The sequence below is a fragment of the Wolbachia endosymbiont of Brugia pahangi genome (genome assembly GCF_012030695.1).
Lineage (GTDB): Bacteria > Pseudomonadota > Alphaproteobacteria > Rickettsiales > Anaplasmataceae > Wolbachia.
The window spans coordinates 962947-984967 of record NZ_CP050521.1 but is presented as its reverse complement, the minus strand read 5'-3'; the positions used below and the strand labels follow the sequence as shown (position 1 = coordinate 984967).

The 22021-nt window shown below is 33.8% G+C and carries 26 protein-coding genes and 1 pseudogene; 18 read left to right on the top strand and 9 right to left on the bottom strand.

Features of this window, described 5'->3' with window-relative positions; genetic code table 11:
- Position 1: 1 nt before the first annotated feature.
- The 6 genes from folD (at position 2) to WBP_RS04800 (ending at position 6339) form a co-directional block, all read left to right on the top strand.
- On the top strand, positions 2 to 889 hold the full coding sequence (gene folD / locus WBP_RS04825; protein WP_011256275.1) for a bifunctional methylenetetrahydrofolate dehydrogenase/methenyltetrahydrofolate cyclohydrolase FolD: 888 nt from the start codon (positions 2 to 4) through the stop codon (positions 887 to 889).
- Positions 890 to 939: 50 nt separating this feature from the next.
- Positions 940 to 1734 carry a polysaccharide deacetylase family protein gene (locus WBP_RS04820; protein WP_011256276.1) on the top strand — a complete coding sequence of 265 codons (795 nt, stop codon included), beginning with the start codon at positions 940 to 942 and terminating at the stop codon, positions 1732 to 1734.
- Positions 1725 to 3290 carry a penicillin-binding transpeptidase domain-containing protein gene (locus WBP_RS04815; RefSeq protein ID WP_167896227.1) on the top strand — a complete coding sequence of 522 codons (1566 nt, stop codon included), beginning with the start codon at positions 1725 to 1727 and terminating at the stop codon, positions 3288 to 3290. Before WBP_RS04820 ends, WBP_RS04815 begins: the two co-directional genes overlap by 10 nt.
- A gap of 120 nt (positions 3291 to 3410) precedes the next feature.
- Complete coding sequence (locus WBP_RS04810) at positions 3411 to 4589, top strand: WH2 domain-containing protein (protein ID WP_167896226.1); 1179 nt, start codon at positions 3411 to 3413, stop codon at positions 4587 to 4589.
- Positions 4590 to 4687: 98 nt separating this feature from the next.
- Positions 4688 to 5965, top strand: coding sequence for a proline--tRNA ligase (gene proS, locus WBP_RS04805; protein ID WP_167896225.1), 1278 nt, complete (start codon positions 4688 to 4690; stop codon positions 5963 to 5965).
- On the top strand, positions 5962 to 6339 hold the full coding sequence (locus WBP_RS04800; RefSeq protein WP_011256280.1) for a holo-[acyl-carrier-protein] synthase: 378 nt from the start codon (positions 5962 to 5964) through the stop codon (positions 6337 to 6339). Before proS ends, WBP_RS04800 begins: the two co-directional genes overlap by 4 nt.
- A 22-nt stretch (positions 6340 to 6361) precedes the next feature.
- Here WBP_RS04800 and lgt read toward each other — a convergent pair whose 3' ends face one another.
- Together lgt and smpB are read right to left on the bottom strand one after the other, a co-directional pair.
- On the bottom strand, positions 6362 to 7153 hold the full coding sequence (gene lgt / locus WBP_RS04795) for a prolipoprotein diacylglyceryl transferase (RefSeq protein ID WP_167896224.1): 792 nt from the start codon (positions 7151 to 7153) through the stop codon (positions 6362 to 6364).
- A 6-nt stretch (positions 7154 to 7159) separates the two neighbouring features.
- On the bottom strand, positions 7160 to 7609 hold the full coding sequence (gene smpB / locus WBP_RS04790; protein ID WP_167896223.1) for an SsrA-binding protein SmpB: 450 nt from the start codon (positions 7607 to 7609) through the stop codon (positions 7160 to 7162).
- Between the two features lie 529 nt (positions 7610 to 8138).
- On the opposite strand from smpB, the gene WBP_RS04785 reads away from it, so the two are divergent.
- The gene (locus WBP_RS04785) at positions 8139 to 8339 is read left to right on the top strand and encodes a hypothetical protein (protein WP_167896222.1); all 201 of its coding nucleotides are present in this window, start codon (positions 8139 to 8141) and stop codon (positions 8337 to 8339) included.
- A 562-nt stretch (positions 8340 to 8901) separates the two neighbouring features.
- Entirely contained in the window at positions 8902 to 9051 is a 150-nt protein-coding gene (locus WBP_RS04780; protein ID WP_167896221.1) for a hypothetical protein, read from the top strand.
- Between the two features lie 244 nt (positions 9052 to 9295).
- On the opposite strand, the gene WBP_RS04775 is transcribed toward WBP_RS04780, so the two are convergent.
- From WBP_RS04775 to WBP_RS05945, 4 genes are all read right to left on the bottom strand, one after another.
- Entirely contained in the window at positions 9296 to 9886 is a 591-nt protein-coding gene (locus tag WBP_RS04775) for a CvpA family protein (protein ID WP_167896220.1), read from the bottom strand.
- A gap of 56 nt (positions 9887 to 9942) precedes the next feature.
- The gene (locus tag WBP_RS04770) at positions 9943 to 10539 is read right to left on the bottom strand and encodes a riboflavin synthase (RefSeq protein WP_167896219.1); all 597 of its coding nucleotides are present in this window, start codon (positions 10537 to 10539) and stop codon (positions 9943 to 9945) included.
- 15 nt (positions 10540 to 10554) lie between these two features.
- Complete coding sequence (locus tag WBP_RS05950; protein ID WP_246165963.1) at positions 10555 to 10986, bottom strand: hypothetical protein; 432 nt, start codon at positions 10984 to 10986, stop codon at positions 10555 to 10557.
- A 1058-nt stretch (positions 10987 to 12044) separates the two neighbouring features.
- Positions 12045 to 12218, bottom strand: coding sequence for a hypothetical protein (locus WBP_RS05945; protein ID WP_246165960.1), 174 nt, complete (start codon positions 12216 to 12218; stop codon positions 12045 to 12047).
- Positions 12219 to 12362: 144 nt separating this feature from the next.
- On the opposite strand from WBP_RS05945, the gene pheS reads away from it, so the two are divergent.
- From pheS to WBP_RS04750, 3 genes and pseudogenes are all read left to right on the top strand, one after another.
- Positions 12363 to 13406, top strand: a complete 1044-nt coding sequence (pheS, locus tag WBP_RS04760) for a phenylalanine--tRNA ligase subunit alpha (RefSeq protein ID WP_167896218.1) — start codon at positions 12363 to 12365, stop codon at positions 13404 to 13406.
- Between the two features lie 18 nt (positions 13407 to 13424).
- Entirely contained in the window at positions 13425 to 14645 is a 1221-nt protein-coding gene (locus WBP_RS04755) for an NTP transferase domain-containing protein (protein WP_246165957.1), read from the top strand.
- A gap of 82 nt (positions 14646 to 14727) precedes the next feature.
- Positions 14728 to 15956 (top strand): annotated as a pseudogene (locus WBP_RS04750) (IS256 family transposase).
- A 767-nt stretch (positions 15957 to 16723) separates the two neighbouring features.
- On the opposite strand, the gene WBP_RS04745 reads toward WBP_RS04750, so the two are convergent.
- From WBP_RS04745 to WBP_RS04735, 3 genes are all read right to left on the bottom strand, one after another.
- The gene (locus WBP_RS04745) at positions 16724 to 17185 is read right to left on the bottom strand and encodes a hypothetical protein (protein ID WP_167896216.1); all 462 of its coding nucleotides are present in this window, start codon (positions 17183 to 17185) and stop codon (positions 16724 to 16726) included.
- Positions 17186 to 17674: 489 nt separating this feature from the next.
- Positions 17675 to 17872, bottom strand: coding sequence for a hypothetical protein (locus tag WBP_RS04740; RefSeq protein ID WP_011256292.1), 198 nt, complete (start codon positions 17870 to 17872; stop codon positions 17675 to 17677).
- A 228-nt stretch (positions 17873 to 18100) separates the two neighbouring features.
- Positions 18101 to 18346 (bottom strand): hypothetical protein, encoded by a 246-nt coding sequence (locus WBP_RS04735; protein ID WP_167896215.1) that lies wholly within the window; start codon positions 18344 to 18346, stop codon positions 18101 to 18103.
- A 140-nt stretch (positions 18347 to 18486) separates the two neighbouring features.
- On the opposite strand from WBP_RS04735, the gene WBP_RS04730 reads away from it, so the two are divergent.
- From WBP_RS04730 to WBP_RS05925, 7 genes are all read left to right on the top strand, one after another.
- Entirely contained in the window at positions 18487 to 19101 is a 615-nt protein-coding gene (locus tag WBP_RS04730; RefSeq protein WP_167896214.1) for a 50S ribosomal protein L25/general stress protein Ctc, read from the top strand.
- Entirely contained in the window at positions 19101 to 19649 is a 549-nt protein-coding gene (gene pth / locus WBP_RS04725; RefSeq protein WP_167896213.1) for an aminoacyl-tRNA hydrolase, read from the top strand. The genes WBP_RS04730 and pth overlap by 1 nt, the downstream gene beginning before the upstream one ends.
- Positions 19650 to 20055: 406 nt before the next feature.
- Positions 20056 to 20310 carry an ankyrin repeat domain-containing protein gene (locus WBP_RS05940; protein WP_246165954.1) on the top strand — a complete coding sequence of 85 codons (255 nt, stop codon included), beginning with the start codon at positions 20056 to 20058 and terminating at the stop codon, positions 20308 to 20310.
- A gap of 18 nt (positions 20311 to 20328) precedes the next feature.
- A complete protein-coding gene (locus WBP_RS05935) occupies positions 20329 to 20433 on the top strand; it encodes a hypothetical protein (protein WP_369799991.1) in 105 nt (34 codons plus the stop codon).
- A gap of 284 nt (positions 20434 to 20717) precedes the next feature.
- Positions 20718 to 20864 carry a hypothetical protein gene (locus WBP_RS05930; RefSeq protein ID WP_246165952.1) on the top strand — a complete coding sequence of 49 codons (147 nt, stop codon included), beginning with the start codon at positions 20718 to 20720 and terminating at the stop codon, positions 20862 to 20864.
- A 75-nt stretch (positions 20865 to 20939) separates the two neighbouring features.
- On the top strand, positions 20940 to 21164 hold the full coding sequence (locus tag WBP_RS04715) for a hypothetical protein (RefSeq protein ID WP_167896212.1): 225 nt from the start codon (positions 20940 to 20942) through the stop codon (positions 21162 to 21164).
- 342 nt (positions 21165 to 21506) lie between these two features.
- Positions 21507 to 21986, top strand: a complete 480-nt coding sequence (locus tag WBP_RS05925) for a hypothetical protein (protein WP_246165949.1) — start codon at positions 21507 to 21509, stop codon at positions 21984 to 21986.
- Positions 21987 to 22021 lie beyond the last annotated feature (35 nt).

The window sequence follows — 22021 nt, the reverse complement described above, 5'->3', positions numbered from 1 at the left end:
AGTGACAATTATCATTGACGGTAAAAAAATAGCAAGTGGCCTGTGTGAGAAGTTATCGCAAAGAATTGATGTTTTAAAAAGAGAGCACAGCATTTTTCCTTGCCTTAAAGTAATTTTCGTGGGCAACAATCCAGCAAGTCAGGTTTATGTTCGTAATAAACAAAAAAAAGCAGAATCAATAGGCATAAGTTCTGAGACTATTGTCTTGCCTGATAATATTTTGGAAAATGAATTAATTGAAAAAATTAATGAATTAAATAATGATCGATTTGTAAATGGCATTTTAGTACAGCTACCTTTACCAAATCACATTAATGCAAGCAAAGTGATTAACACAGTAAGTGTTGAAAAAGACGTAGATGCCTTTCATCGTGAAAACGTTGGTAAATTAGTTAAAGGTGAAAAAAATTGCCTTGTACCTTGCACTCCTAAAGGTGCTTTACATTTAATTAAGTTGGTTGAAACTAATCTTTCAGGTAAAAATGCAGTGGTGATTGGCAGATCAAACATCGTGGGTAAGCCAATGTTTCATCTATTGTTGCAAGAAAACTGCACTGTTACCATCTTGCACTCACAGAGTAAAGATTTAGCTGAATATTGCTCTAAAGCGGATGTAGTAGTTACAGCAGTTGGAAAGCCAAATTTTGTCCAAGAAGGCTGGATAAAGGAAGGAGCAATAGTGATTGACGTTGGCATAAATAGTGTAAGTATAGAGGGAAAGACAAAACTTATAGGTGATGTTGACTTTGATAGAGTGAAAGAAAAAACCAAAGCTATTACACCAGTACCCGGGGGCGTTGGCCCGATGACCATTGCATTCTTGATGATAAATACTGTTATTGCTGCTTGCTTGCAGAAGAAAGTTGATGCTTCTGATTTTGTGAGCTAAGGTCTATAGTTACAATAATGTGATTAGGTGGGATTAAAGTTATTGAGATGATGGGGCTGAAAGCATGGTTAATAACAACTTTTCTTTTGCTATACCCGAGCGCAACTTTCTGCGATGATTGTAATTTTAATTTACCATACCGTGGACTCAGTTGTAATTTGGATCTATCACATAAAAATTTAAGTAATATAAAAAAATTGCTAAATAACAGTGACAAGTTTGTCGCGCTTACATTTGATGATGGGCCATCTAGCAATAGAGTGAATAATATTATTAATATTTTAGAGAATTATAAAGCAAAAGCAACATTTTTTCTTCTTGGTGAACGCATAAATAAAAAAACATCTGAGATAGTAAAGAAAATCTATAATGCTGGTCATGAGCTAGGCAATCACTCCTGGTCACATAAGAAATTGACATCACTCTCAAGTGAGAAACAATTGCAAGAACTGGAAAAGACAAATATGGTAATTAAAAATGCAATAGAACGGGATGTGAAATGGTTTCGTTCACCTTATGGATGTCATGACGATAATCTAATCAAAAATACTAATCAATTGAACATGTGTTCAATATTATGGACGGTTGATTCTCTGGATTGGCAGGGCGATAAACCAGAGATCTTAGTTGATAGGGTTGTGGGTAACGTACATAATGGAGCAATCATACTGTTCCATGATCACGATAATAAATCAAATACAGTTGAGGCTTTGCCTCAGATTATTAAAATACTAAAAAAATTGGGTTATGAATTTGTTACCTTAAGTGAATGGGAGGAAAGAGTTTGTAAAGCCAAAGGTGTATCAATGGGAGAGGGTGTATTTAAAAAAATTTTATGTGGATAAAAAACAAAGTCTTTAATCGTAGGGCATTTATATTAGGCGGTATTCAGCTTACCATTTCCACAATTTTTAGTTGTAGGTTATATAGTTTACAAATACGAAACAGACAAAAATACGAAAAGCTGGCTGACAATAACAGGATACGAGTTGCTGCTATTATGCCTAAGCGTGGTAGAATTTTAGATAGGAATGGCATTGAACTTGCAGTAAACAAAATTTCGTACATTGTTTTGTTCGATAAGCAAAAAATTTCTGGTGAAGAAGTTGATTGGGAAACATTATCAGAAATTGAATCTAATGTAACAAAATCGTCAGAAACAAAAATAACCGCTCTTTATAAACGTCACTATCCGTTCGGTTCAATATGTTCTCATACACTAGGATATACGAAAAAACAGCAAGGCATAGACGAAGCAGGAATCAGTGGTATTGAATATACATATGATCATATATTGAAAGGCAAGCCAGGGAGATCTGAGCAGGAAATAAATTCTAAAAAACGCATCGTGAGAGAATTATCAAGCATACCACAACAGGACGGACAAGATGTGCAGCTAACAATTGATATTGATCTGCAAGAGAAAATTGCAGAGATATTTAAAGGTCACAAAGGTTCTGTAACGGCGATTGATGTAGGTAACGGAGAAATTTTAACATTATATAATTCACCTTCTTACGATAATAACCTTTTTGCTAACAAACTATCAAATGAGGCTTGGGAAGGTTTAAATACTCCTTCATTACCACTTGTAAATCGTGCATTATCGTATCAAATTCCACCTGGTTCGATATTTAAAATAATAGTTGCACTTGCGGGTCTAAAGGATGGAATAATCACTCCAGAAGAGAAATTTTCATGTGTAGGCTATATGAAAATAGGTGAGCGGAGGTTTTGTTGCTTGAAAAGCAAAGTCCATGGATATGTATCTTTAAATGAAGCAATGGCTTTATCATGCAACACTTACTTTTATAATATAGGAAAAAAAATAAGTGTAGACTCTCTAGTAGAAATGGCAAGAAAATTTGGTATCGGAAGTGGGCCACTAATTGGAACATTTAAAGAAGAAGCTCCAGGATTGTTGCCTGATAAAGATTGGCGTACACGAAAGCTATATTCGGAGTGGTATTTAGGTGACACTGTCAACTTAGTTATAGGACAAGGGTATGTGCTTACAACACCACTGCAGCTTGCAGTTCTTGCGGCAAGAATTGCAACAGGAAAGGAGGTGATTCCCCGCATTGAAATGAGTAAAACGATGCAAGATTTTCCTGATATTGATATAGCTCATGAGCATCTCAGTATAGTTCGAAAAGCTATGTTTAACATGGTGAATATTAAAGCTGGAACCTATAGAAAAGGGCTAAGCAGTATACGAATTGCCGGCAAAACCGGTACACCAGAGATAAACTCTAAGGGTGAAAGTCATAAATTATTCATCGCTTATGGCCCTTACCATGACCCGCGCTATGCAATCTCTATATTCATAGAGTACGGCAAAGTCCCACGCCAAGATGTTGCTATGGCCAATGAAATATTGCGGTATATGCTTAAAGGGTGAATATTGTATGGGCTATTGCTGGTCATATATTATCTTACACGAATGTTAATTTATCTATAAATTGTTGACAATCATTGATAATTTACTATTATTAATGCTATATTAATAGTGAGGAAAAAAATGCGTATATCTAATTTTGGACCTTTAATTGCTATTTTATCATCATCTGTATTGAGCTTCACAGCTGGTCAATATTTTCCTTATGTTATTGCAGCAGTTTCTAGTTCCAGTGCTGTTACAGCAGCTCCGTTAGCAATTTTTGCTGTTTCTATGGTTATTGCACTGGTTTCAGCAGCATACCTTATTAAACTTGCCGTTTCTATAGCTGGTAATAAGAAAGAAGCAGGTCCCAGTAGAGAAGCACTTGATCGATCTGGCCAGCAGTGTACTGTATCTCATGGGCTAACACAAGAATCTGTGTGTAAGGATGGTGCTCTGAAAAGTGAACTAAATAAACATATTTCTTTTTCACCATCTTCGCCAATATGTGGTACAAAAACTTTCTCATTGTCTGCTCCGCTTCTATTAAATAATGCACCACCTCCGCTACTATCACTTCCATTATCACAAGATGCAGGTGCTGCACCACCCCCACCGCCACCTCCTCTGTTTTCTCAAATTTCATTAACTCAACCGAGTAGTGCTGGTTTATTTGCAGGGGTGAAAAATACAAAACTAAAAAAAATTAGTGGTCCTGTAAAGACACCTGAGTATGATGATAGCCGTAATGCTATGCTTAAGCAGATAAGGCAAGGAACAAAACTCTTAACCAAGGAAGAACGCGATGAGAAGTTAAAAAAACAGGCAGCAATGAAAGATGATAAAAAAGAGCAATCAAGCGATAACGTAGGTGGATATTCTAGTACTGCATTGTTTGAAAAACTTAAATATCGAAGATTAGCAATTGAGTTCTCAGATAGTGAAAGCGATCGTTCTAACTACAGTGATAATGGTGATTGGAGTGATACGAGTGTTAATAAACAGAAAGAATTGAGAGAGAAAAAGCTGACAAAACGCAGGGGAAAATCTACGTCTTCAAATTCTCAGCCATACGATGAAAAAAGTAGTGCAACTCCTAGCAGTGGTTATATATCTGACGATGATGCAGATCAACAAGAGCCTGAAACTGCAACTTCTTCAAGTTGCTGGTCAAACAAAAAGGAACCACCACCGGTGCCGCCTAAACCAAATTTAAAGTGTGTTAATTTACAAAAGGAACCACCACCGGTGCCGCCTAAACCAAATTTAAAGTGTGTTAATTTACAAAAAGAATCTAGAGCTTTTCTTATAAAACAATAGCTAAAAGGTAAGCACCGCAAACTTTCCTCCTTTTTCAAAATAAGTTTACCTATAAGTCTGATTGTATTAAGATTGCTTAATACAATCAGATTTATTAAATGCGTCTATCTCAATATTATGTGCCAACTTTAAAGGAGAAACCTGCTCATGCTAGAATTATCTCCCATCAATATTCTTTACGTGCAGGTTTAATAAAACAGATAGCATCTGGCATCTATACGTGGTTACCGCTCGGTCTGCGTGTGCTAAAGAATATTGAAGGCATCATCAGGGATGAGATGAATAAGTCTGGTGCAATTGAAGCGTTAATGCCTTGCGTACAGCCGGCAAGTCTTTGGCGGGAATCAGGACGTTATGACGATTACGGTAAGGGAATGTTGCGTATAAGGGATAGGCATGAAGAAGACATGCTTTTTGGTCCAACGCATGAGGAAGTGGCAACTGATTTAATTAGAGATATAGTAAAGAGTTACAAGAATTTACCACTTTGTTTATATCAAATTCAATGGAAATTTCGTGATGAGGTAAGGCCACGTTATGGTGTTATGAGAGGTAGGGAATTTCTGATGAAGGATGCGTATAGTTTCAACGTAAATTATGAAAGCGCACTGAATTCATATAATTTGATGTACAAAACTTATATAAAAATCTTCAAACGCATGGGGCTTATTCCAATTGGAGTGAGAGCGGATACAGGGCTAATCGGAGGAAATTTGAGTCACGAGTTTCATATATTGGCAAGCACTGGCGAAAGCACTTTATATTATGACAATAAATTTTTTGAATTACTAGAAAGTGAGGATGTTAAAAGTTTAAAGAGTATATATGCAGTTGCAGATGATATACATGATCCTAAAACTTGCCCTGTACCGCAAGAGCAGCTAAATGTTAGTAAGGGCATTGAAATAGGGCACATTTTTTATTTCGGCGATAAATATTCAAAGCCAATGAATGCAAAGGTTACTGCGCAGGATGGAAAAAATGTCAATATACATATGGGTTCGTATGGTATTGGGGTTTCAAGGCTCGTTGGTGCAATAATAGAAGCTTTCCATGATGATAAAGGAATTACCTGGCCAGAAGCAGTGGCTCCTTTCAGGGTTGGGTTAATCAACTTACAGACAAAAACGGCTGAATATGTAGAGATTGCAAATAAAATATACAGTACTTTAAAAAGTGACGAAGTGCTTTATGATGATACAGAAGGAAGTATAGGAGTAAAATTTGCTAAGATGGACCTCATAGGCTTGCCATGGCAAATAATTGTTGGGAAGAAAGCAGTAAGTGAAAATATAATTGAAATAAAAAATAGAGCAACTGGAAAGGTAGAGGAAGTGCAGATTGAAGAAGCAATAAACTACTTTAACGTAAAATGATACGTGGTATAGGTACTGACATAGTATATATACCAAGAATACTAAGAATATTACAAAAATATGGGAAAAAATTCCTCAATAAAATCTATACCGAGCAGGAAATAGAGATAAGCAGAAAGTACAACAGCCAAGAAATGCAAGCAAAGTATCTTGCTAAACGCTTTGCAGCAAAGGAAGCCTTTGTTAAGGCACTAGGTGGATTCAGCCATGGCATTATAATGAAAGATATAGAAATATACAATGACGTAAGAGGAAAGCCGCATCTTACTGTTAGCAAGAATTTCATCTTCAAAGACCACATGATTCATCTTTCTCTCAGTGACGATGGAGATTGCGCTACTGCGTTTGTTATAATTTGCAGCTCACTTCCGTAACTGCGCAAATATTTGCTTTTCCCTATGCGACAGATTTAGTATTAAATTTCGAATTTAATGCACTCAAATACACGATTATTCCTAGCAGAATCATAAATATTGAAAGCAACTGTCCCATGGTTAAATCAAGCCACAAATAACCAACTTGATAATCTGGTTCACGAAAAAACTCAACCACAAAACGCACTGTTCCGTACCATATAACTGCAATGCCAGTTAATGTGCCGTGATATAGTCTTATTCTAGTCAAAAAAAACAGTGAATTTGCAATTGCGAAAAATAACAATCCTTCAAAAAACGCCTCGTAAAGCTGACTTGGATGGCGCAGTAAATTATCACCACTCTCTGGAAATACCATGCCCCATGGCATAGTTGTAACCCTGCCAAACAACTCTCCGTTTACAAAATTGCCTATGCGGCCTAAAAACAAACCTATGGGAACTCCACAAGAAATTAGATCCAGTGTGTAAAATATAGGAATATTATATCTTCTACACGAAATTATCACCGCACACAAAACTCCTATAGCGCCACCGTGAAATGACATTCCTCCTTTCCAAGTCTTCAATATCTCAATAGGGTTGTTTATGTAGGAGATTGGATCGTATATTAATACAAAGCCAAGTCTGCCTCCAAGAATAATACCTATAATAGTGGCTGTTAACAGTGAATCATAAAAATTCTTAGTAAATATTTTTTGCTCGTCCAACTTATGTAAATACCAATATGCAAAGACTATACCTAAAACATATGCTAAAGAATACCAATGTATAGAGACAGGACCGATGCTAAAAATTGCTGGACTTAAAGACATATTTTACTATAGGTTGTTTTTAGACAATCTACTTTTTTCACGATTCCACTCTCTCTGCTTTATGATTGCTCTTTTGTCATAAAGTTTTTTTCCTTTCACAATAGCAATTCTAGTTTTTACTAATCCTTTGTCATTAAAATAAATTGAAAGTGGCACAATAGTAACTCCAGCAGTCTTGATCTGACTGATTAATTTATTTATCTCTTTTTTATGCAGAAGCAATTTACGTTCCCTTTTCGGCTTATGTTTTTTTTTGTTTGCAGCTTTATATTCTGCAATGTACATATTGTGCAGCCATATTTCACCATTTTTTTCAGTGACATAAGCATCAGAAATATTTACTTTTCTTTCTCTAAGAGATTTAACTTCACTACTTAAAAGGACCATACCTGCTTCAAACTCTTCTAGGATAAAGTATTCAAACCTTGCTTTTCTATTTTCTGCAATAACTTCCATATTTAAAAACATTCCTCAGACTTTAATATATACAGGATTTTTAGCTCTTGCAGCAATGTTAAAAAAATAATATTCTAAAATTCAAAACTCGTACGTTCAAGGCCTATCGGATAGGCTAGTGTAATCCGATATTTTTTGAGGTACAAGACATAGTTGATCTTTAGTATAACTTTTAGCTGCAAATATTTAAGGAACTTACCAAGCAGAAAAAAAGGCAAAAAAAATCCAGAGTAGCTAGTTATCAACTCTTTACTTTAAAAATTTTGACGTTGGGTAATGCCTTAAGTGCTTTATAAGCGAGTTTCAGCTTATTAATCTGCTAAGATTAGAAAATTATATAAAATAACTCCATCTTCATGATAAGAGAACTAGCAAAATGTGTCAAGTAATTTTTGCATTTCTATGAGCTACTTGGATTCCTGAAATTACAATATTCATATAGTTGTGGGATCAGTGCTCTAATCGACATCCATAGGTTATTAACATAATCAATTTATAGAAGCGGATGTTATAGAAAAGGAAATATGTTATGGAAAAAATAGAAAATCCTAGAGAGAATATAGCTTATGAGTTAGTAAATAATGAGAGTAAATTAACAAATGAAAATAAACAAAAAATTCTTGAGCTAGCGAAAAAAATAAAAAAAGAAGAAAATATTGCTAGTATATTAAAGAAATCTGGTAACAACGCAAAGAAAATTTTAACAATTACGGTATCTTTCAATGATTAAGAAGAAAAGTAGGGGTTTTCTCTGCTGTACCCTGTCATATGCCATAAAAATATCAGGCTTTTAAAGATCTTTTAGAAGAAGCTAAAAAACAAGAGCTTTTAAAGGAGGTGCTGAGCGAGAAAATGACCGTAAAATTTTCAGGTGGTACCAATAGGAACTTATACTCCGCTTAATTGTACCAGGAGAGAATGGTTATGCTCGAGATAAAATTTTTAATAGCAGATAAAGATGAAAATATTTTGTTAATATTTTTAGTATAAAAATAACTATAGAGCAGCAAACCGTTTCCACTATTACCAAAAAAACTGCTACCAATACTGTAACTATTCCAGCTAATAACCCAGCTTCACACGAAAACGATAAAGATAGTCTTGATACAGCAACTGTAAAACATGACTGCATTCCGACTACTTCGCAATTGATAATACCGAAACTACTGATACGTCAGCTTGTGAAAATATTAAAGAAGTTCTTGAAGAACATGAAAATAGCCTGAATGCAACAAAAGGTACTGCTGATCCTGTACTTCCAATAGAAAATATTAGTGATATTTGAGCTACTAATGAAGAAAGTAAAAAAGATAATATCACTTACTTCAACAGAAACTGCTGATCAAGAGCTAAACATTTTCAAGGTCTCCTCTTCTACTGGAATAAAGCCATGTTTTGATAGTGGATCTAGCAAAGGGAATCCCACAGATGAAGAACCATAAACAAAAGCGACTCAGTAAAGACAGATGCCTCAGGTTGGTAGTATTGGCGCAGTACTGTTATATGTAGTCAGCGGTGTTGTATCTTATATTCTAGAAATGCTTATAATAGCAGTAATTGGGGAAATTATTGGATTAGTTTGTATGGATTTTGCATTGTATAATGTTATAAAATCTAGTACCAAACTCGAGAGTAGATGGTATAGAACATCCCCCAAAAGTCGCCAATTACCCCTAAAACGTGGTATTACTCTTCTTTCTTGTCACCTTTAAGCTTTTCTTGATTAGCCATTCCTTCGCCAATCTCTTTTATTTTTAGTATCAACGACTCTGGTACATACACATCAACTATGTCTTCTACTGTTGCAAATAAAGCCTGATAAGAATACGAATTTATTATCCAATTAGGCAGTATATCTTCCGCTTCTATTTTGGACTGTTCTTCTTTTTTGTCATGCACTGTGTAGCAATATAAGTGCATAGCAAAGAATAGTACATAGGAAAGCAGTACTCCTCTGAGTGCTCCAACAAAAGTTCCAGTAACTCTATCAATTAATCCCAGCCTTATAGGTGCTAATATGTACATTAGCCAGTTATTTACTATCATAAATATAAGGTTGAATATGATAAATACAGAAATTGTAGAAAATATGTTCTGCATAGCTTTAGAGTTAAAATACTTACTATAATTTATAGTGAAGAAATCATAATGATTAGCTGTAAGAAAGGCCGACAAAAATAAAAACATTAGCGCGCATAGTTCTTTTATAAAACCTCTAGTTATTGAGATTATTATGCATACAACGATAATGAAGATAATGAGACAATCGAAAAGCATATTATACACTATATGATTTTCAAAATATAATAATTGCAAACAACAAAATTGTAAAATTAATTGTATTTATACTGTATCAGCTGGTCTAAATACCGAGCAATCATGTCAACCTCTAAATTCAGATAATCATTCACTTTGTTATATTGAAAGGTTGTATTTTGCCATGTGTAGGGAATAATGTTTACGGTAAACTCTCGACCAATAACTGAATTTACTGTGAGGGAGACTCCATCTAGAGTTACAGATCCCTTTTTTGCAACGAATTTAATTAATTCCTGTGGGCACGATAGCTTGATTTCATGAGAACCCAAATTTTGATTAATTGTTAAAATTTTCGCTGTTTCATCCACATGACCATGAACCAGGTGGCCATCAATCTTATCACTCAATCTCATTGCTTGTTCTAGGTTTATTTTTTTTCCTACCTTCCACGCACCCAGGTTAGAAACCTTCATAGTTTCTTGAGAAATTTGGACTGTAAATATATCATTAATTATGTCAACAACAGTTAAACACACGCCAGAGCAAGCTATTGAATCTCCCTCATGTATAGAGGATAAATTTTGTACTTTAATATGAAAGATTTGGTCAGAATTAGAACGGATGGTAGTATTAATTATAGTCCCAATATTCGTAATAATCCCTTTAAACATATAGTGAAAATAAAATCATCTTATCATGAAAAATCTTTTAAACAGCTTATTTCTGTTTTTTAAAGCGCGAGAAAAAGGATCGTTTTTACTTATCTTTTTAGTAAATTCTACTGAATATTCAGAATATATAAAGTAAGCCACACTCAAGATACATAATATGATTAATATTGGTGATTCTATGTTCAACACTAATCCAGTACTTTCTGTTTTTTCTGGTTGCACTAATTCCTTTAAGTTGACACCATTTCCTAATGATAAATGACATGATAAGCAGAGCATTGAAATAGAAGGCGCTATCAAAAACAAACAAAAATAAGTCTCTTTTGAGGAAAAGACAATTTTTAGTGGTGATTTGAGAGCGGTATTAGTAACTAATAGAGTTTCAACTTTGTTTGTTTCCGGTAAAGGATTTATGGTTTTTGTTTGGTAAAGAGTTCTTATTTTCATGAGAAATGTTTGTAAGTTGTGGAAAAAATTGTTGTGTAGAAATGCCTGAAACTATTTTGAGTAATTGCTCTTTTTTTCTACATACTTGCTTTTGTAGGTATTCTTTTAGAAAAAAGGACTTACCAGATGTGGTATTTCTAGTATTTCTAATACTTTTGATATCTCACCAGAATCTCATATTTCATGTAATTTTATCTTGAAAATAAACAATCTTGAACACTGAGTCGAAAATATCGTCAAATGTTTCTAGATCATGATTTTTATACCCACTTATCACTTCAACAAATATTTCATCAAGTTTTTTTCCCTACACTCAGTCAAGTTATCTATCATAGTTAACCTGATATTAATTTGAGCTTGCTTTATGATAGATTGTTTTGCCTCTTCTGATAGTTCTTCGGTCTGCTTTTTCGACTTCTTCTATTAGCCTTAAAATATTCTGTGTGTAACCTAATTTGATCTATATCAGAAAGCTCTGTAGTTTCATCTGTTTCTCGTTTGTTAATTTCGTCTTTTTGTATTATCTCATTCCTTTTTGTCTCTTAAGGTATTAGGCAGTAAGTCAAAGCCTTCTGCTTTCGTGTAAGAGGTTTTAGTGATTGCCGAAAGAAGAATTGTATTGTGTTTAAAAATTAGGTATGTGAAGAAAAGGCCTAAACCAAGAGACGTGTCACACATTGCAGCGATAACTACTGGTGCATGTGTAATTTGCTTTCTGTGACTTGCTACACCTTAACCAGAAGAACCTTTACTTACCACAGTTTACTCAGTTTTACTCTATTTCGTGCAAGTTATTCTGGTTAATGTTTTTTAACTTCTGTTTGTAGAGTTATTCCCTGTAGGAGAAATTAATGCAGAGCATTACTTATAAATTCTTTTACAGTTTCATAATTATTAGTTTCGCAGCGTTTGTCACATAATTCACTATTTTCTTTTGGTATTTTTATGTTAACTGTAAAATTCTTTTCTTGAGAAAGGCAGATTTAAAAAAATCAATTAGATGCCTTACCTTAAAATCCATATACTATGGGTGTCTTTATCCACTATAGTTAATAGTCTTAGTTTAAACGAAAATTCTTGCTCGTCACTTTAACACTTATTGAGCGAATAGTACTGATCTCCACTACCTTATTAGAAAAAGCTTTACCTATCTCTTTAGATTTCTCCTTAAAGAATTTAGGTAAATCATCTATTTCATGCTTTTTCTTAGTTTCATCATTACTACTGTGCATATTTTACTTATTAGTTTTTTAATATAAAATCAAATAAAAAGAATAATTAGTTAATAGGTTAATAATTAAGATAGAGTAGTTTTTCGGATTGTTGATAATATTTGAGATCTTACTATAATTAAAGTTTAAGCTAGCGTTTCTAAGATGAATGAAGAGCTACTGAATGAAATACCTTTACTTGAAGATAAGGCTGTCTTCGAAATTGAGAGTGCTTCTTCTTTGCAAGATTTGGAAAAAGTTAGACTGTCATATTTGGGAAGAAAGGGCGTAATTAAAGCTTACTTTGATGACTTAAGAAAGGTGGAAGACACAGAAAAGAAGCGTGATTTAGGTGCAATTATCAACGTTTTGCGCAATAAGCTAGATCAACTTATAATGAATAAGGAAAGTATACTAAAGGCAGAAGAAGTTAATTTTAAATTGCAAAATGAAGCAATTGATATCACGCTGCCTGTTAGACCAGAAAAAATTGGTAGGGCTCACCCATTGAGTAAAGTCATGAATGAAGTGAAACTCATTTTTGCGCATATGGGCTTCAGGGCAGTTAATGGTCCTGACATTGAAGATGAGTTTCATGTATTTGATGCACTGAATACTCCGAGTCATCATCCTGCGCGAGAGGAGCAAGATACCTTCTACTTAAAGAACAAAATAAACGATAAAAGAATGGTGCTGCGCACTCATACCTCATCTATGCAGATTAGAGCCATGAAAAAAGCAAAAACTTTCCCAATTAAAATAGTAGCTGCCGGCAGGGTATACAGAAACGACTTTGATGCAACTCATACTCCTATGTTCCATCAGATGGAAGGATTATATGTCAATGAAAATGTCAATATGGGCCAGTTAAAATTTACTATTCATCACTTCCTCAATAAGTTTTTTGGAGATAAAGAGCTAAAGATACGTTTTCGTAATAGTTTTTTCCCTTTTACTGAGCCTTCTGCAGAAGTGGACATAAGTTACAAAGAGAGTAAATGGATAGAAGTACTTGGATGTGGTATAGTGCACCCAAATGTCTTTCAAAATGTTGGGATAGACCATACTAAATACAGCGGTTTTGCGTTTGGTATTGGCATAGAAAGGCTTGCAATGTTGAAATATCAAATTAGTGACTTAAGGAACTTTTACGATAATAAAATCAGCTGGCTTAGCCACTATGGCTTTCATTTTTCATCTTTAAGATAAGTGATAAATAAAGCTTGCATGTTCATTATACTTGCTGCCGGACATGGCAAGAGAATGAATTCTGGTTTGCCTAAAGTTCTGCATAAAATAGGTAATTTTTCCATGCTTCAACATATCATTTATAATGCGAGACAGTTAAATCCTGAAAATATATCTGTTGTAGCCAATTTGCCTTTAATTGAGAGATTGAAGTGCCTTGAGGATATACAATTAATTACACAAGAATCAACGCTCGGCACAGGAGATGCGGTCAAGACTGCGGTGAGAAATATGAAAGAATTATCAGATTCGAACATAATTGTTGTGCAGTATGGAGATACTCCACTTATAAAAAACAGCACAATAACCCAAATGGTTAGTTGTTTAGAAGGTAAGGCTCTGGTCTGTCTTGGTTTTAAAACCAGCAACAAAGAATATGGTAGGTTAATTATTGAAAATGGTTCCTTGAGAGAAATTGTAGAGACGCAAGATGATGAAAATAGTGATGAAGAGTTTCTTGCTAACGCTGGAATAATGGTTGCATATGCAAAGAATCTGCGTGAATTAGTGGAAAAAATAGAGTGTAACGGCTCAACTTATGAGTATTACTTAACCGATATAGTTTCCATTGCAGTAAAGAGTGATTTAAATGTCGGCTACGTTACCACTGATGAAGAGGAGGCAACTGGCATAAATAGTAGAAATGACCTTGCAAAAGCCGAGTTTTACTTTCAAGAAAACAGGAGAAAATTTTTCACCGATTCTGGAGTGACACTTGTTGCTCCAGAAACTGTTTTCTTTTCTCTTGATACACAAATTGGCATGGATTCGATTATTTACCCATATGTTTTTTTCGGCCCTGGAGTAAGAATAGGACCTGGTGCTAAAATCGGTCCATTTACCAAATGCGAGGACACAACAATTGGCGATGGTGCAATCGTGGGAAACTTTGTCGAAGCAAAAGCAAGTGATATAGGTACAAATACTAAAATAAAGCACTTAAGTTACATAGGAAATACCGAAGTAGGGCGGGGAAGTAACATAGGTGCAGGTACTGTTGTTTGTAATTACGATGGGAAAAAGAAACATAGAACGAATATAGGAAGTAATTGCTTTGTTGGTGCCAACAGCTCATTGATTGCACCACTTAATGTTCACGATGAATCTGTCATTGCGGCTGGTAGTATTATAGTGAAGGATGTACCAAAGAAAAGACTTGTAATAACAAGAAGAAAACAAATGGTTAAGAAAATAAAGTAATTTAATCTTGCTCGGAATGTTTAAAAAAGTGTGTCAAACGAGAAGTAAAAATATAACGAAGTAGAAAATGGAAGTTTGATAAATGAATCAAAAAATAGGGAACAGAACTACTGGACTGGTAGATTATAAAGGACTAGAAACAAATATCCTGTCATCTATTAAGAGAAGGCAGGCCATTGACTGGAAGAGATAGGGTATTAACATCATTGAAAAAAAGTTGCTGGAAGCAAGCCTGGAAGGTGAAATAAAAAATCACTTATTCTCTGAAAGTGAAGAGAACAATCGAAAGAATGGGAAAATTCAAAGACTTTACGGACAAGTGCAGGTTCATTTGAGCTGTTAACACCAATAGATAGAGAGAAAAGCTTTGAACCTCAAAAAGTCAAACAAGCCTGTATCCAGAACTTGAAGCAAAGGTCTTAAGTACATACGCCAGTAGCATGAGGTACAGAGATATAGCATTGCATGTAGAGGAAATTGGTATGATCGCAAAATATCTGCAGCGGAGGTATCAGTATTACTGACAAATTATTACCTATAATCAATGAATAGCGTAGTTGTCCACTACAATCTATATATCCAATAGTGTTTATAGATGGCCTATTTTTTGAGGTCAAGGAGGATGAACATTGCGTGAGTAAATGTGTGTACAACATATTAAGAATAGACCAAAATGGCAGAAAAGAAGTTTTGGGCTTTTATTTGGCTGAAAGCAAGAAGCTAGCTTCCGGTTGGGAGTACTAAATGACCCTAATAAAGAGAGAGGTGTAGAGGATATTCTAATAGCTTGTGTTTTGATGGTCTAAAAAGCTTTTCTACAGCCATGAGTAGCGTATTTCCTAACGCAGAAGTACAGTTATGTGCAGTACATCGGATAAGAAATTCGCTGAAATATGTATCGAGCAAAGATGTGAAAATTTCCATGAATGATCTAAAAAAGTATATCAGGCTTCAGGTGGAGAAATCGCGAGAATTATTTGCTTAAGCTAGAAGAGAAATGGGGAGAAAAGTACCCGTTAGTTGTGAAGTCTTGGCAAAATAATTGAGAAAATTTATCCAATTATTTCAAGTATTCCGGTCTAGTAAGGAAGTTGATTTATACCATAAATCCTATTGAGAGATTGCACAGACAGATCAAAAAATTTACTAAAGTCAAGGATTCATTTACGGCACAAATGCCTTGTACAAACAGGTATATTATGCTATAAAGAAGGCAGAGCAAGATTGGACTATAGCTATACCTAATTGAGTTTAACTATATTTCAACTTGATATCTTTTTCTTTGGTGGATTAAAAATCGAGTTGAATTAAAAAATGTGGTTTAACATACTTCTTTGAACATTACCTCTTGTTTTTTAATTATCTTTTAACTTTTATATGTTATTTAATATAGATTGATACCTTAAGTTCAAGGTGAGAAGATTATTTATTTTAGTTGTATTGTCTAACTTTTCTTCAGTATAACCGTGTTTTGGAGTTAATTGGATTAAAGATGGATCTTACTACACTTTATTGTCTTATTACTCTGGCAGTGAAAAATACGTAGGCCATCGCACCGGCTATCACTATACAGACAACATTAAAATTTTAGCTGCGTATATGATGTTACCACTTCCTTGGTACTCTTTTACAGAAGGAAAAAAAGTGGACTTCTTATAGAACTCCATTACCATCACAGAATTGAGTACATAGATATCACTCTCTATCACTTATAATATGGGTGTTTCTGATACTGCGTCTATCAAATATCCTGGCATGGAAGAAATTGAACTTTGTAATCATATAACGATTATACAAGTGTTTATCTACCGCTTGAGAGAAGAGAAATTGAGTATTTTGGTTTCTCTTTCTCTTGTCAGATGAGTTTTGGTATTGATCTTCCGCTTTCTTCAAGAACAAGCCTCTTTGCTGGTTGCAGATTATAAGGATTTCAAAAATTCTCTCACGTAGTCGAATTTGGAATAAAGATTTAACCTGTAAGAAGGTGTTACAATTATGCAACACCTTCTCAAGAAGAGTATTATTTAGTTTACTGTCATTAACGTCCCGTTCAGTGGTTTTGCAGTACTAGCTAACATCTACATAAAGTTTTGTGCCTGGTGTGTTTGATTCATCAAGTTTTGTGCTGATATATCTGACAAGCTCCTTTGTCTCTCCCTTCCACTTTTAACTCCCTGATAGATACAAAATGTAATAAAACTAATCGCCGCTAATGTAATAACACTTGCTATGATACAACAAGTCAACATTATTTTTTCTTGTTCTCCTACTGTTTCTATGAGTGTTCCCACTTTTTCTTCCAAACCTGTAAATTTCTTCTGCAAGCCATTTAAGTACTCCTGCATACTTTGAAACTGCTCAGTGCCGATCTTTTCCTCTAATGCACTAAATACCTTTTCAAACTGCTCAGTGTTAACCTTTTGAGCTTCTTGCCATTTTTTTAATGCACTAAATACCCTTTGAAACTGTTCAGCATCGATTTTTTGACTTTCCTGCAATTCTGTTACACCTAACCAATCGCATAAAATTCCTTTTACCATTTCACCCCCTAGCTAATTAATATACTATAATTTTACATTTCAAATGTTTAAATTATTATTAAAATTGACTATTTACAAAATATAAAGACCTTTATATCAAGAAACGTCATTATGACCAACTCTTTGATTATCGATTTTCTGTCCCTGGATAAGGTACTCACTTCCATTTTTAATAAAATTAACATCACATGATTGAAACATATCTCTTAATTCACAGTTAAAAGTAAGTTAAGTGATGTTCTGTTCGAAGAGATAAGGTTTATCAGGCTTAAAATAGAATACTATACACATTGTGTCTTTATCAGGTCTAGCTTGGATTAGTCTTCGATCTTTTCTTTCCCTAGCTTCTTCAAATCTTGCTTTTATTTCGTTCTGATTAAGTATATTCTGCTTATACTTATCACAGATCTTTTTAATATAAGCGAGTCTATAATAGCAATTATATCATTGCCATTTTTATTAGCTAAAACCCCATTAAGTAGTGTTATATCACTTCCTATTGCCTTTTTGTTCCTCATCTTTTCCATAAAGTTTTTTTCTCTGTTCTTTATATTTATCATTATGAACTACTCCTTCTTCCGTTTGAGATCCTTTTTGCTCACATAGCATATAATAAGTTGCAATATACCTAAAGATGTCAACCTCAATTGCAAAATATATCCTTCCCTCAGACTTCTTACTGTGCATATCATGAAAATAATCTTGAATGCTTATATCCTTTCCACCTATCTTTCACCCTTAATCAATTTCTTTCCAATAAGAGTCATATTCAAGGGCATATAGATCAATGACATTTATTCTCATCTACACCTTTAAATTTATCCATCAATTCCTTAATTTGGCCTGATTTAAACCCTGGTCCGTTTATAACCGAAAAAATATCTCTATCTTTGCTAGTTCCTTATTTATGTTTAATTAATATATTAACATAATGAATTTGCTATTCTTGTCATCCTGCAACATTTTTCCGGTGTCTTTTGGAACCCACGTTACAATAATTAGCACTTTGTTAGGTAAAATTTTTAATTTTTTATCTGTGCTCATAAAATTTCTAATAATACTTACTATACTATATAATATAATAAAATTATTAATAATTATTAGATGCCCAAGAAAAACAATAAGGCGTAAGTCTTTGGGAGCAGTATTGTATGCTCCCATACTTGCTTTCAGAAGCAAGTTTTGAGAGAATTCTAGTTTGTTTTCTTGCTCAATACAAAAGAATGAAGTTTGAAATAAATATTTTTGTGTTATATTATTACTAAATCATCCTAAAAGGATTGGCTGAATAGGAGTAATCAATGACGCAACAAGAAATGATAACAATTAACGCAGAATTGCGTGATGTAACAAAAACAAAAGCAATACGTTCTCTAAGAAAGAAAGGGAACATACCTGCAGTTGTATATGGTAAAGGGCATAATAATGTGAATTTAACATTGTCTGCAAAGGAATTCACGAAGCAATATAAGTTAGGTTTCCTTTCTGCACATGTGATAGAACTTGATATTTCAGGCAAAAAGGAATATGCCCTCGTTCGTGATATTCAATGGCATGTAGTAAAAGATACTATACAGCATGTTGATTTTCAATTTGTTGATAAAGGTAGTAAAATTAAAATAGACATACCTCTATCATTTGTGAATGAAAGCAAATCTCCAGGAATCAAACTGGGCGGAGTACTCAACGTTTTATGTCGCTCTATCACTGTTAAATGTTCTCCTGACAAAATACCTCAGGCTATAGAAGTAGATTTATCGGGTAAAATGATTGGCCAGTCTGTACATATAAGTGATGTAAAATTGCCAGGGGGTGTTAAACTTGCAGCGCACGAAGAAGAAAACTTTACCATTGTCACAATTTCTGCTGCTGATAGTGGCGTTGAGGAGTCTCAGGTGGAAACAACAGAGGAATAGTGCATCTGATAGTTGGGCTTGGTAACCCCGGTAGTCAATATGAGCTGACTTACCACAACATTGGTTTTATCATTGTTGATGCAATTTGCAAGCATTGGAATTTTCAGTCTTTCTCTAAGAAAGCAGATTGCCTGATAACCTCTAGCGTAATTAATGATAATAAAATTATGTTAATGAAGCCTTATTCGTTTATGAATAATTCAGGCATTTCTGTTGCAAGAATACGAAACTTTTACAAATTTTCGCTAGATAACGTCATTGTTATACATGATGATGCTGATCTAGAACTTGGTAGAATAAAAATAAAGAAGGGTGGTGGTTCTGCTGGACATAATGGACTTAAATCTATAGATAGTTCTATTGGTAACGATTATTGGCGCTTGAGATTTGGGATAGGCAGATCTGACAGTCAAAGAAGTCTAGCAGATTACGTATTATCAAAATTTTCCAATCTTGATGATGTTATTCCCTTAGTAGAAAGAATAGCTCAAAACATACACTTAATGCTGCAAGGAAATAATATAGCTTTTACCAACTCAATTGTATGATATGACAAGGTTGTTTTGTGTAATTTAAACAACACTTTATTGTATCAGGCTCGTTTCAAATATAGATACTTTCATCTAATTAAAATCTTAATTATTATTAATATTATATTAATAAAAACTTAATAGTAATTTTTAATAATATAAGAATTAATAAGAATTAACATGTTCACAATTTTATATTATAGAGGAAACAGAAGAGTATTTTCTTAGAATAGGAGTGCAAAGAAATAGAGCTAAGTTTAGAGTAACTTAGAGATTCTAACTATATGTCAGGTTTACTTTCTGATAGAGAAGGAATGGCAAAACTAGGTAAAACTATGCAATTATAGGTAACTGGAGAATTAATTAAGAAATTAGTTGATTTAGAAGTAACCCTTAATGCCCATGATCAAGATGGAATACCCCTTTGTATGTTGCAATTTGGGAGGGCAATGTCAAAGTTACAAAACTACTGGTAAAGTACAGTATAAACGTTAATAGTAAGGATGAACGTAATTGTACGCTACTTCATATTGGAATCGGGCGTAAACAGCTAGAGATAGTGAAGTTGCTGATAGAAAATGGAGCAAACGTTAATGCAAAAACTAAAAATCATGGTAAAGATGATTTAACACCAATACACCTTGCAATCTTTGTAAATACGCTGGAGTTTATAGAATGACTAAGCAACAGTGGTGCAATAATTAGTGAGAAAGAAAGTACTGAAGGACATACCCCTCTTCACCTTGCTGTTTTATACGGGAATAGAGGAATAATACAAGCCTTAGTTGATAAGGGAATGTAAATAAAATAATGGGTGCATAACTCTATACTTTAACTGTTAGGCAATATACTGAAGTAGAAAATGACAGCAGAATAGAAGTTATCGAGTATCTGATAAACGAACTCAAAGCAGATATGGCAAAGTAAAGATAATAACAACAATACAGCACTTTTTCTTGCTGCTAATAATTGTCCTGGGAAAGTAATAAGGCTTGTCATCGAGCAACATTATAGAAAGTTTTGGTAGGGATCAATTGGAGAATTTTATCAACTATAAAAATAAAATTGGAATAGGTGCTTTGGACATTGCACTCAGATAGTGGGAACAAGAAAGCTATTGAAGTATTGAAATCATATGGAGCAGACATTGAGAATAGGGTAGACGGCGAGAGCCGCTTACTTCGTGCATTGAAAGAAGGTAATATAGAAAAAATGGAGCTCCTTTTAAGCTAGAGGGCAAACATTAATATAAAAAATGAAAAAGGGCTTACTTTTTTAGGTCTTACAATACAGAAAAACGGTCAAAGTATGGCTCAATTTCTAAAAGAAAATAGAGCAAAGAGAAGTTTAGAAATAGATAGTACAGTAATTACGCTAGCTATTATAACCCTCAGTTTGGCACTAGTGGTATATTCTGTTATAAAAGGCGTTCAAAAAGTTGCTGCAAAAAAAACAGATAACATTCTCAGTGAAGTAGAGAGTCAAAAAAGTACTATCTCCAAGGCAAAAAGTATAAGGTTTTTTATAAAATAATCAGTAAATCGCGGAAAGCCATAGTGATTTATAGATTTCTTATTGCCATGCTTTTGTAGTATGATATACTAATATCAAAATAGATGTGTAATATGTTAATAGGCGAAAATAATGATCAGCAGCAAAATAGGATAAATAAAGCAAATACCATAATGGAAGAATATGAAACGCTTATAACAATACTGGTGAAATCAAAAAATCTATCAATATAATTTTGCTAGTAAGTATAATTCCTCTACTTTTTCTTCTTATATAGTTCTTTTTATATTAAGGTTAGAAAATTTTTTTTTAAAACAGGAAGAAAATGAAGCAAAATTATCAGCCTGGTCAAAAAATGTCGTTATGGTAATATTAAAAACTGTTTTAATCATATGCATTATTCCTTTCTATGTGTTTTTAGCATTGCCTGCATTGTTCTTGTGGTTGCTAAACTGGACTCTCGTTAAAGAAATATGGCGATTTAACGACTTAATGCAAGAAGCTCCAGAAGAAGAAAGGCAGCTTATCATATACAGGTTAGTTGATACCCTTCCTTTTATTACACAAACTACCTATGATCTAAGTGCAGTTGCTAGTGTAAATTTAAGTGTTAATAAACTAATAGAGAAGTATGGAGAAAATCTAAGCAAGGATGGATTCTATACACAGTTAAATAGAGAAAATACAACTAACATTGAAGGATACATTAAACAGTCAAATGAATTTAAAGCAGAAGAAAAGTCTCATGCACTAAAATGCTTGAGATTTATCAATAGAATAGAAGATAAATTTCAAGACAATTGTAGTAAGTTAACGCTAAAGCAAGCAGATATTTTGTATTGAAAAGCCTACAACGATAGAGACACAAATAGCAGAAC

Coding starts and splice junctions, on each gene's coding strand:
- WBP_RS04820 (WP_011256276.1), top strand. CDS start 940: ATGGGGCTGAAAGCATGGTTAATAACAACTTTTCTTTTGCTATACCCG.
- WBP_RS04815 (WP_167896227.1), top strand. CDS start 1,725: ATGTGGATAAAAAACAAAGTCTTTAATCGTAGGGCATTTATATTAGGC.
- WBP_RS04810 (WP_167896226.1), top strand. CDS start 3,411: ATGCGTATATCTAATTTTGGACCTTTAATTGCTATTTTATCATCATCT.
- proS (WP_167896225.1), top strand. CDS start 4,688: ATGCGTCTATCTCAATATTATGTGCCAACTTTAAAGGAGAAACCTGCT.
- WBP_RS04800 (WP_011256280.1), top strand. CDS start 5,962: ATGATACGTGGTATAGGTACTGACATAGTATATATACCAAGAATACTA.
- lgt (WP_167896224.1), bottom strand. CDS start 7,153: ATGTCTTTAAGTCCAGCAATTTTTAGCATCGGTCCTGTCTCTATACAT.
- smpB (WP_167896223.1), bottom strand. CDS start 7,609: ATGGAAGTTATTGCAGAAAATAGAAAAGCAAGGTTTGAATACTTTATC.
- WBP_RS04785 (WP_167896222.1), top strand. CDS start 8,139: ATGGAAAAAATAGAAAATCCTAGAGAGAATATAGCTTATGAGTTAGTA.
- WBP_RS04780 (WP_167896221.1), top strand. CDS start 8,902: ATGAAGAAAGTAAAAAAGATAATATCACTTACTTCAACAGAAACTGCT.
- WBP_RS04775 (WP_167896220.1), bottom strand. CDS start 9,886: ATGCTTTTCGATTGTCTCATTATCTTCATTATCGTTGTATGCATAATA.
- WBP_RS04770 (WP_167896219.1), bottom strand. CDS start 10,539: ATGTTTAAAGGGATTATTACGAATATTGGGACTATAATTAATACTACC.
- WBP_RS05950 (WP_246165963.1), bottom strand. CDS start 10,986: ATGAAAATAAGAACTCTTTACCAAACAAAAACCATAAATCCTTTACCG.
- WBP_RS05945 (WP_246165960.1), bottom strand. CDS start 12,218: ATGCACAGTAGTAATGATGAAACTAAGAAAAAGCATGAAATAGATGAT.
- pheS (WP_167896218.1), top strand. CDS start 12,363: ATGAATGAAGAGCTACTGAATGAAATACCTTTACTTGAAGATAAGGCT.
- WBP_RS04755 (WP_246165957.1), top strand. CDS start 13,425: ATGTTCATTATACTTGCTGCCGGACATGGCAAGAGAATGAATTCTGGT.
- WBP_RS04745 (WP_167896216.1), bottom strand. CDS start 17,185: ATGGTAAAAGGAATTTTATGCGATTGGTTAGGTGTAACAGAATTGCAG.
- WBP_RS04740 (WP_011256292.1), bottom strand. CDS start 17,872: ATGCACAGTAAGAAGTCTGAGGGAAGGATATATTTTGCAATTGAGGTT.
- WBP_RS04735 (WP_167896215.1), bottom strand. CDS start 18,346: ATGGGAGCATACAATACTGCTCCCAAAGACTTACGCCTTATTGTTTTT.
- WBP_RS04730 (WP_167896214.1), top strand. CDS start 18,487: ATGACGCAACAAGAAATGATAACAATTAACGCAGAATTGCGTGATGTA.
- WBP_RS04715 (WP_167896212.1), top strand. CDS start 20,940: ATGGCTCAATTTCTAAAAGAAAATAGAGCAAAGAGAAGTTTAGAAATA.
- WBP_RS05925 (WP_246165949.1), top strand. CDS start 21,507: ATGGTAATATTAAAAACTGTTTTAATCATATGCATTATTCCTTTCTAT.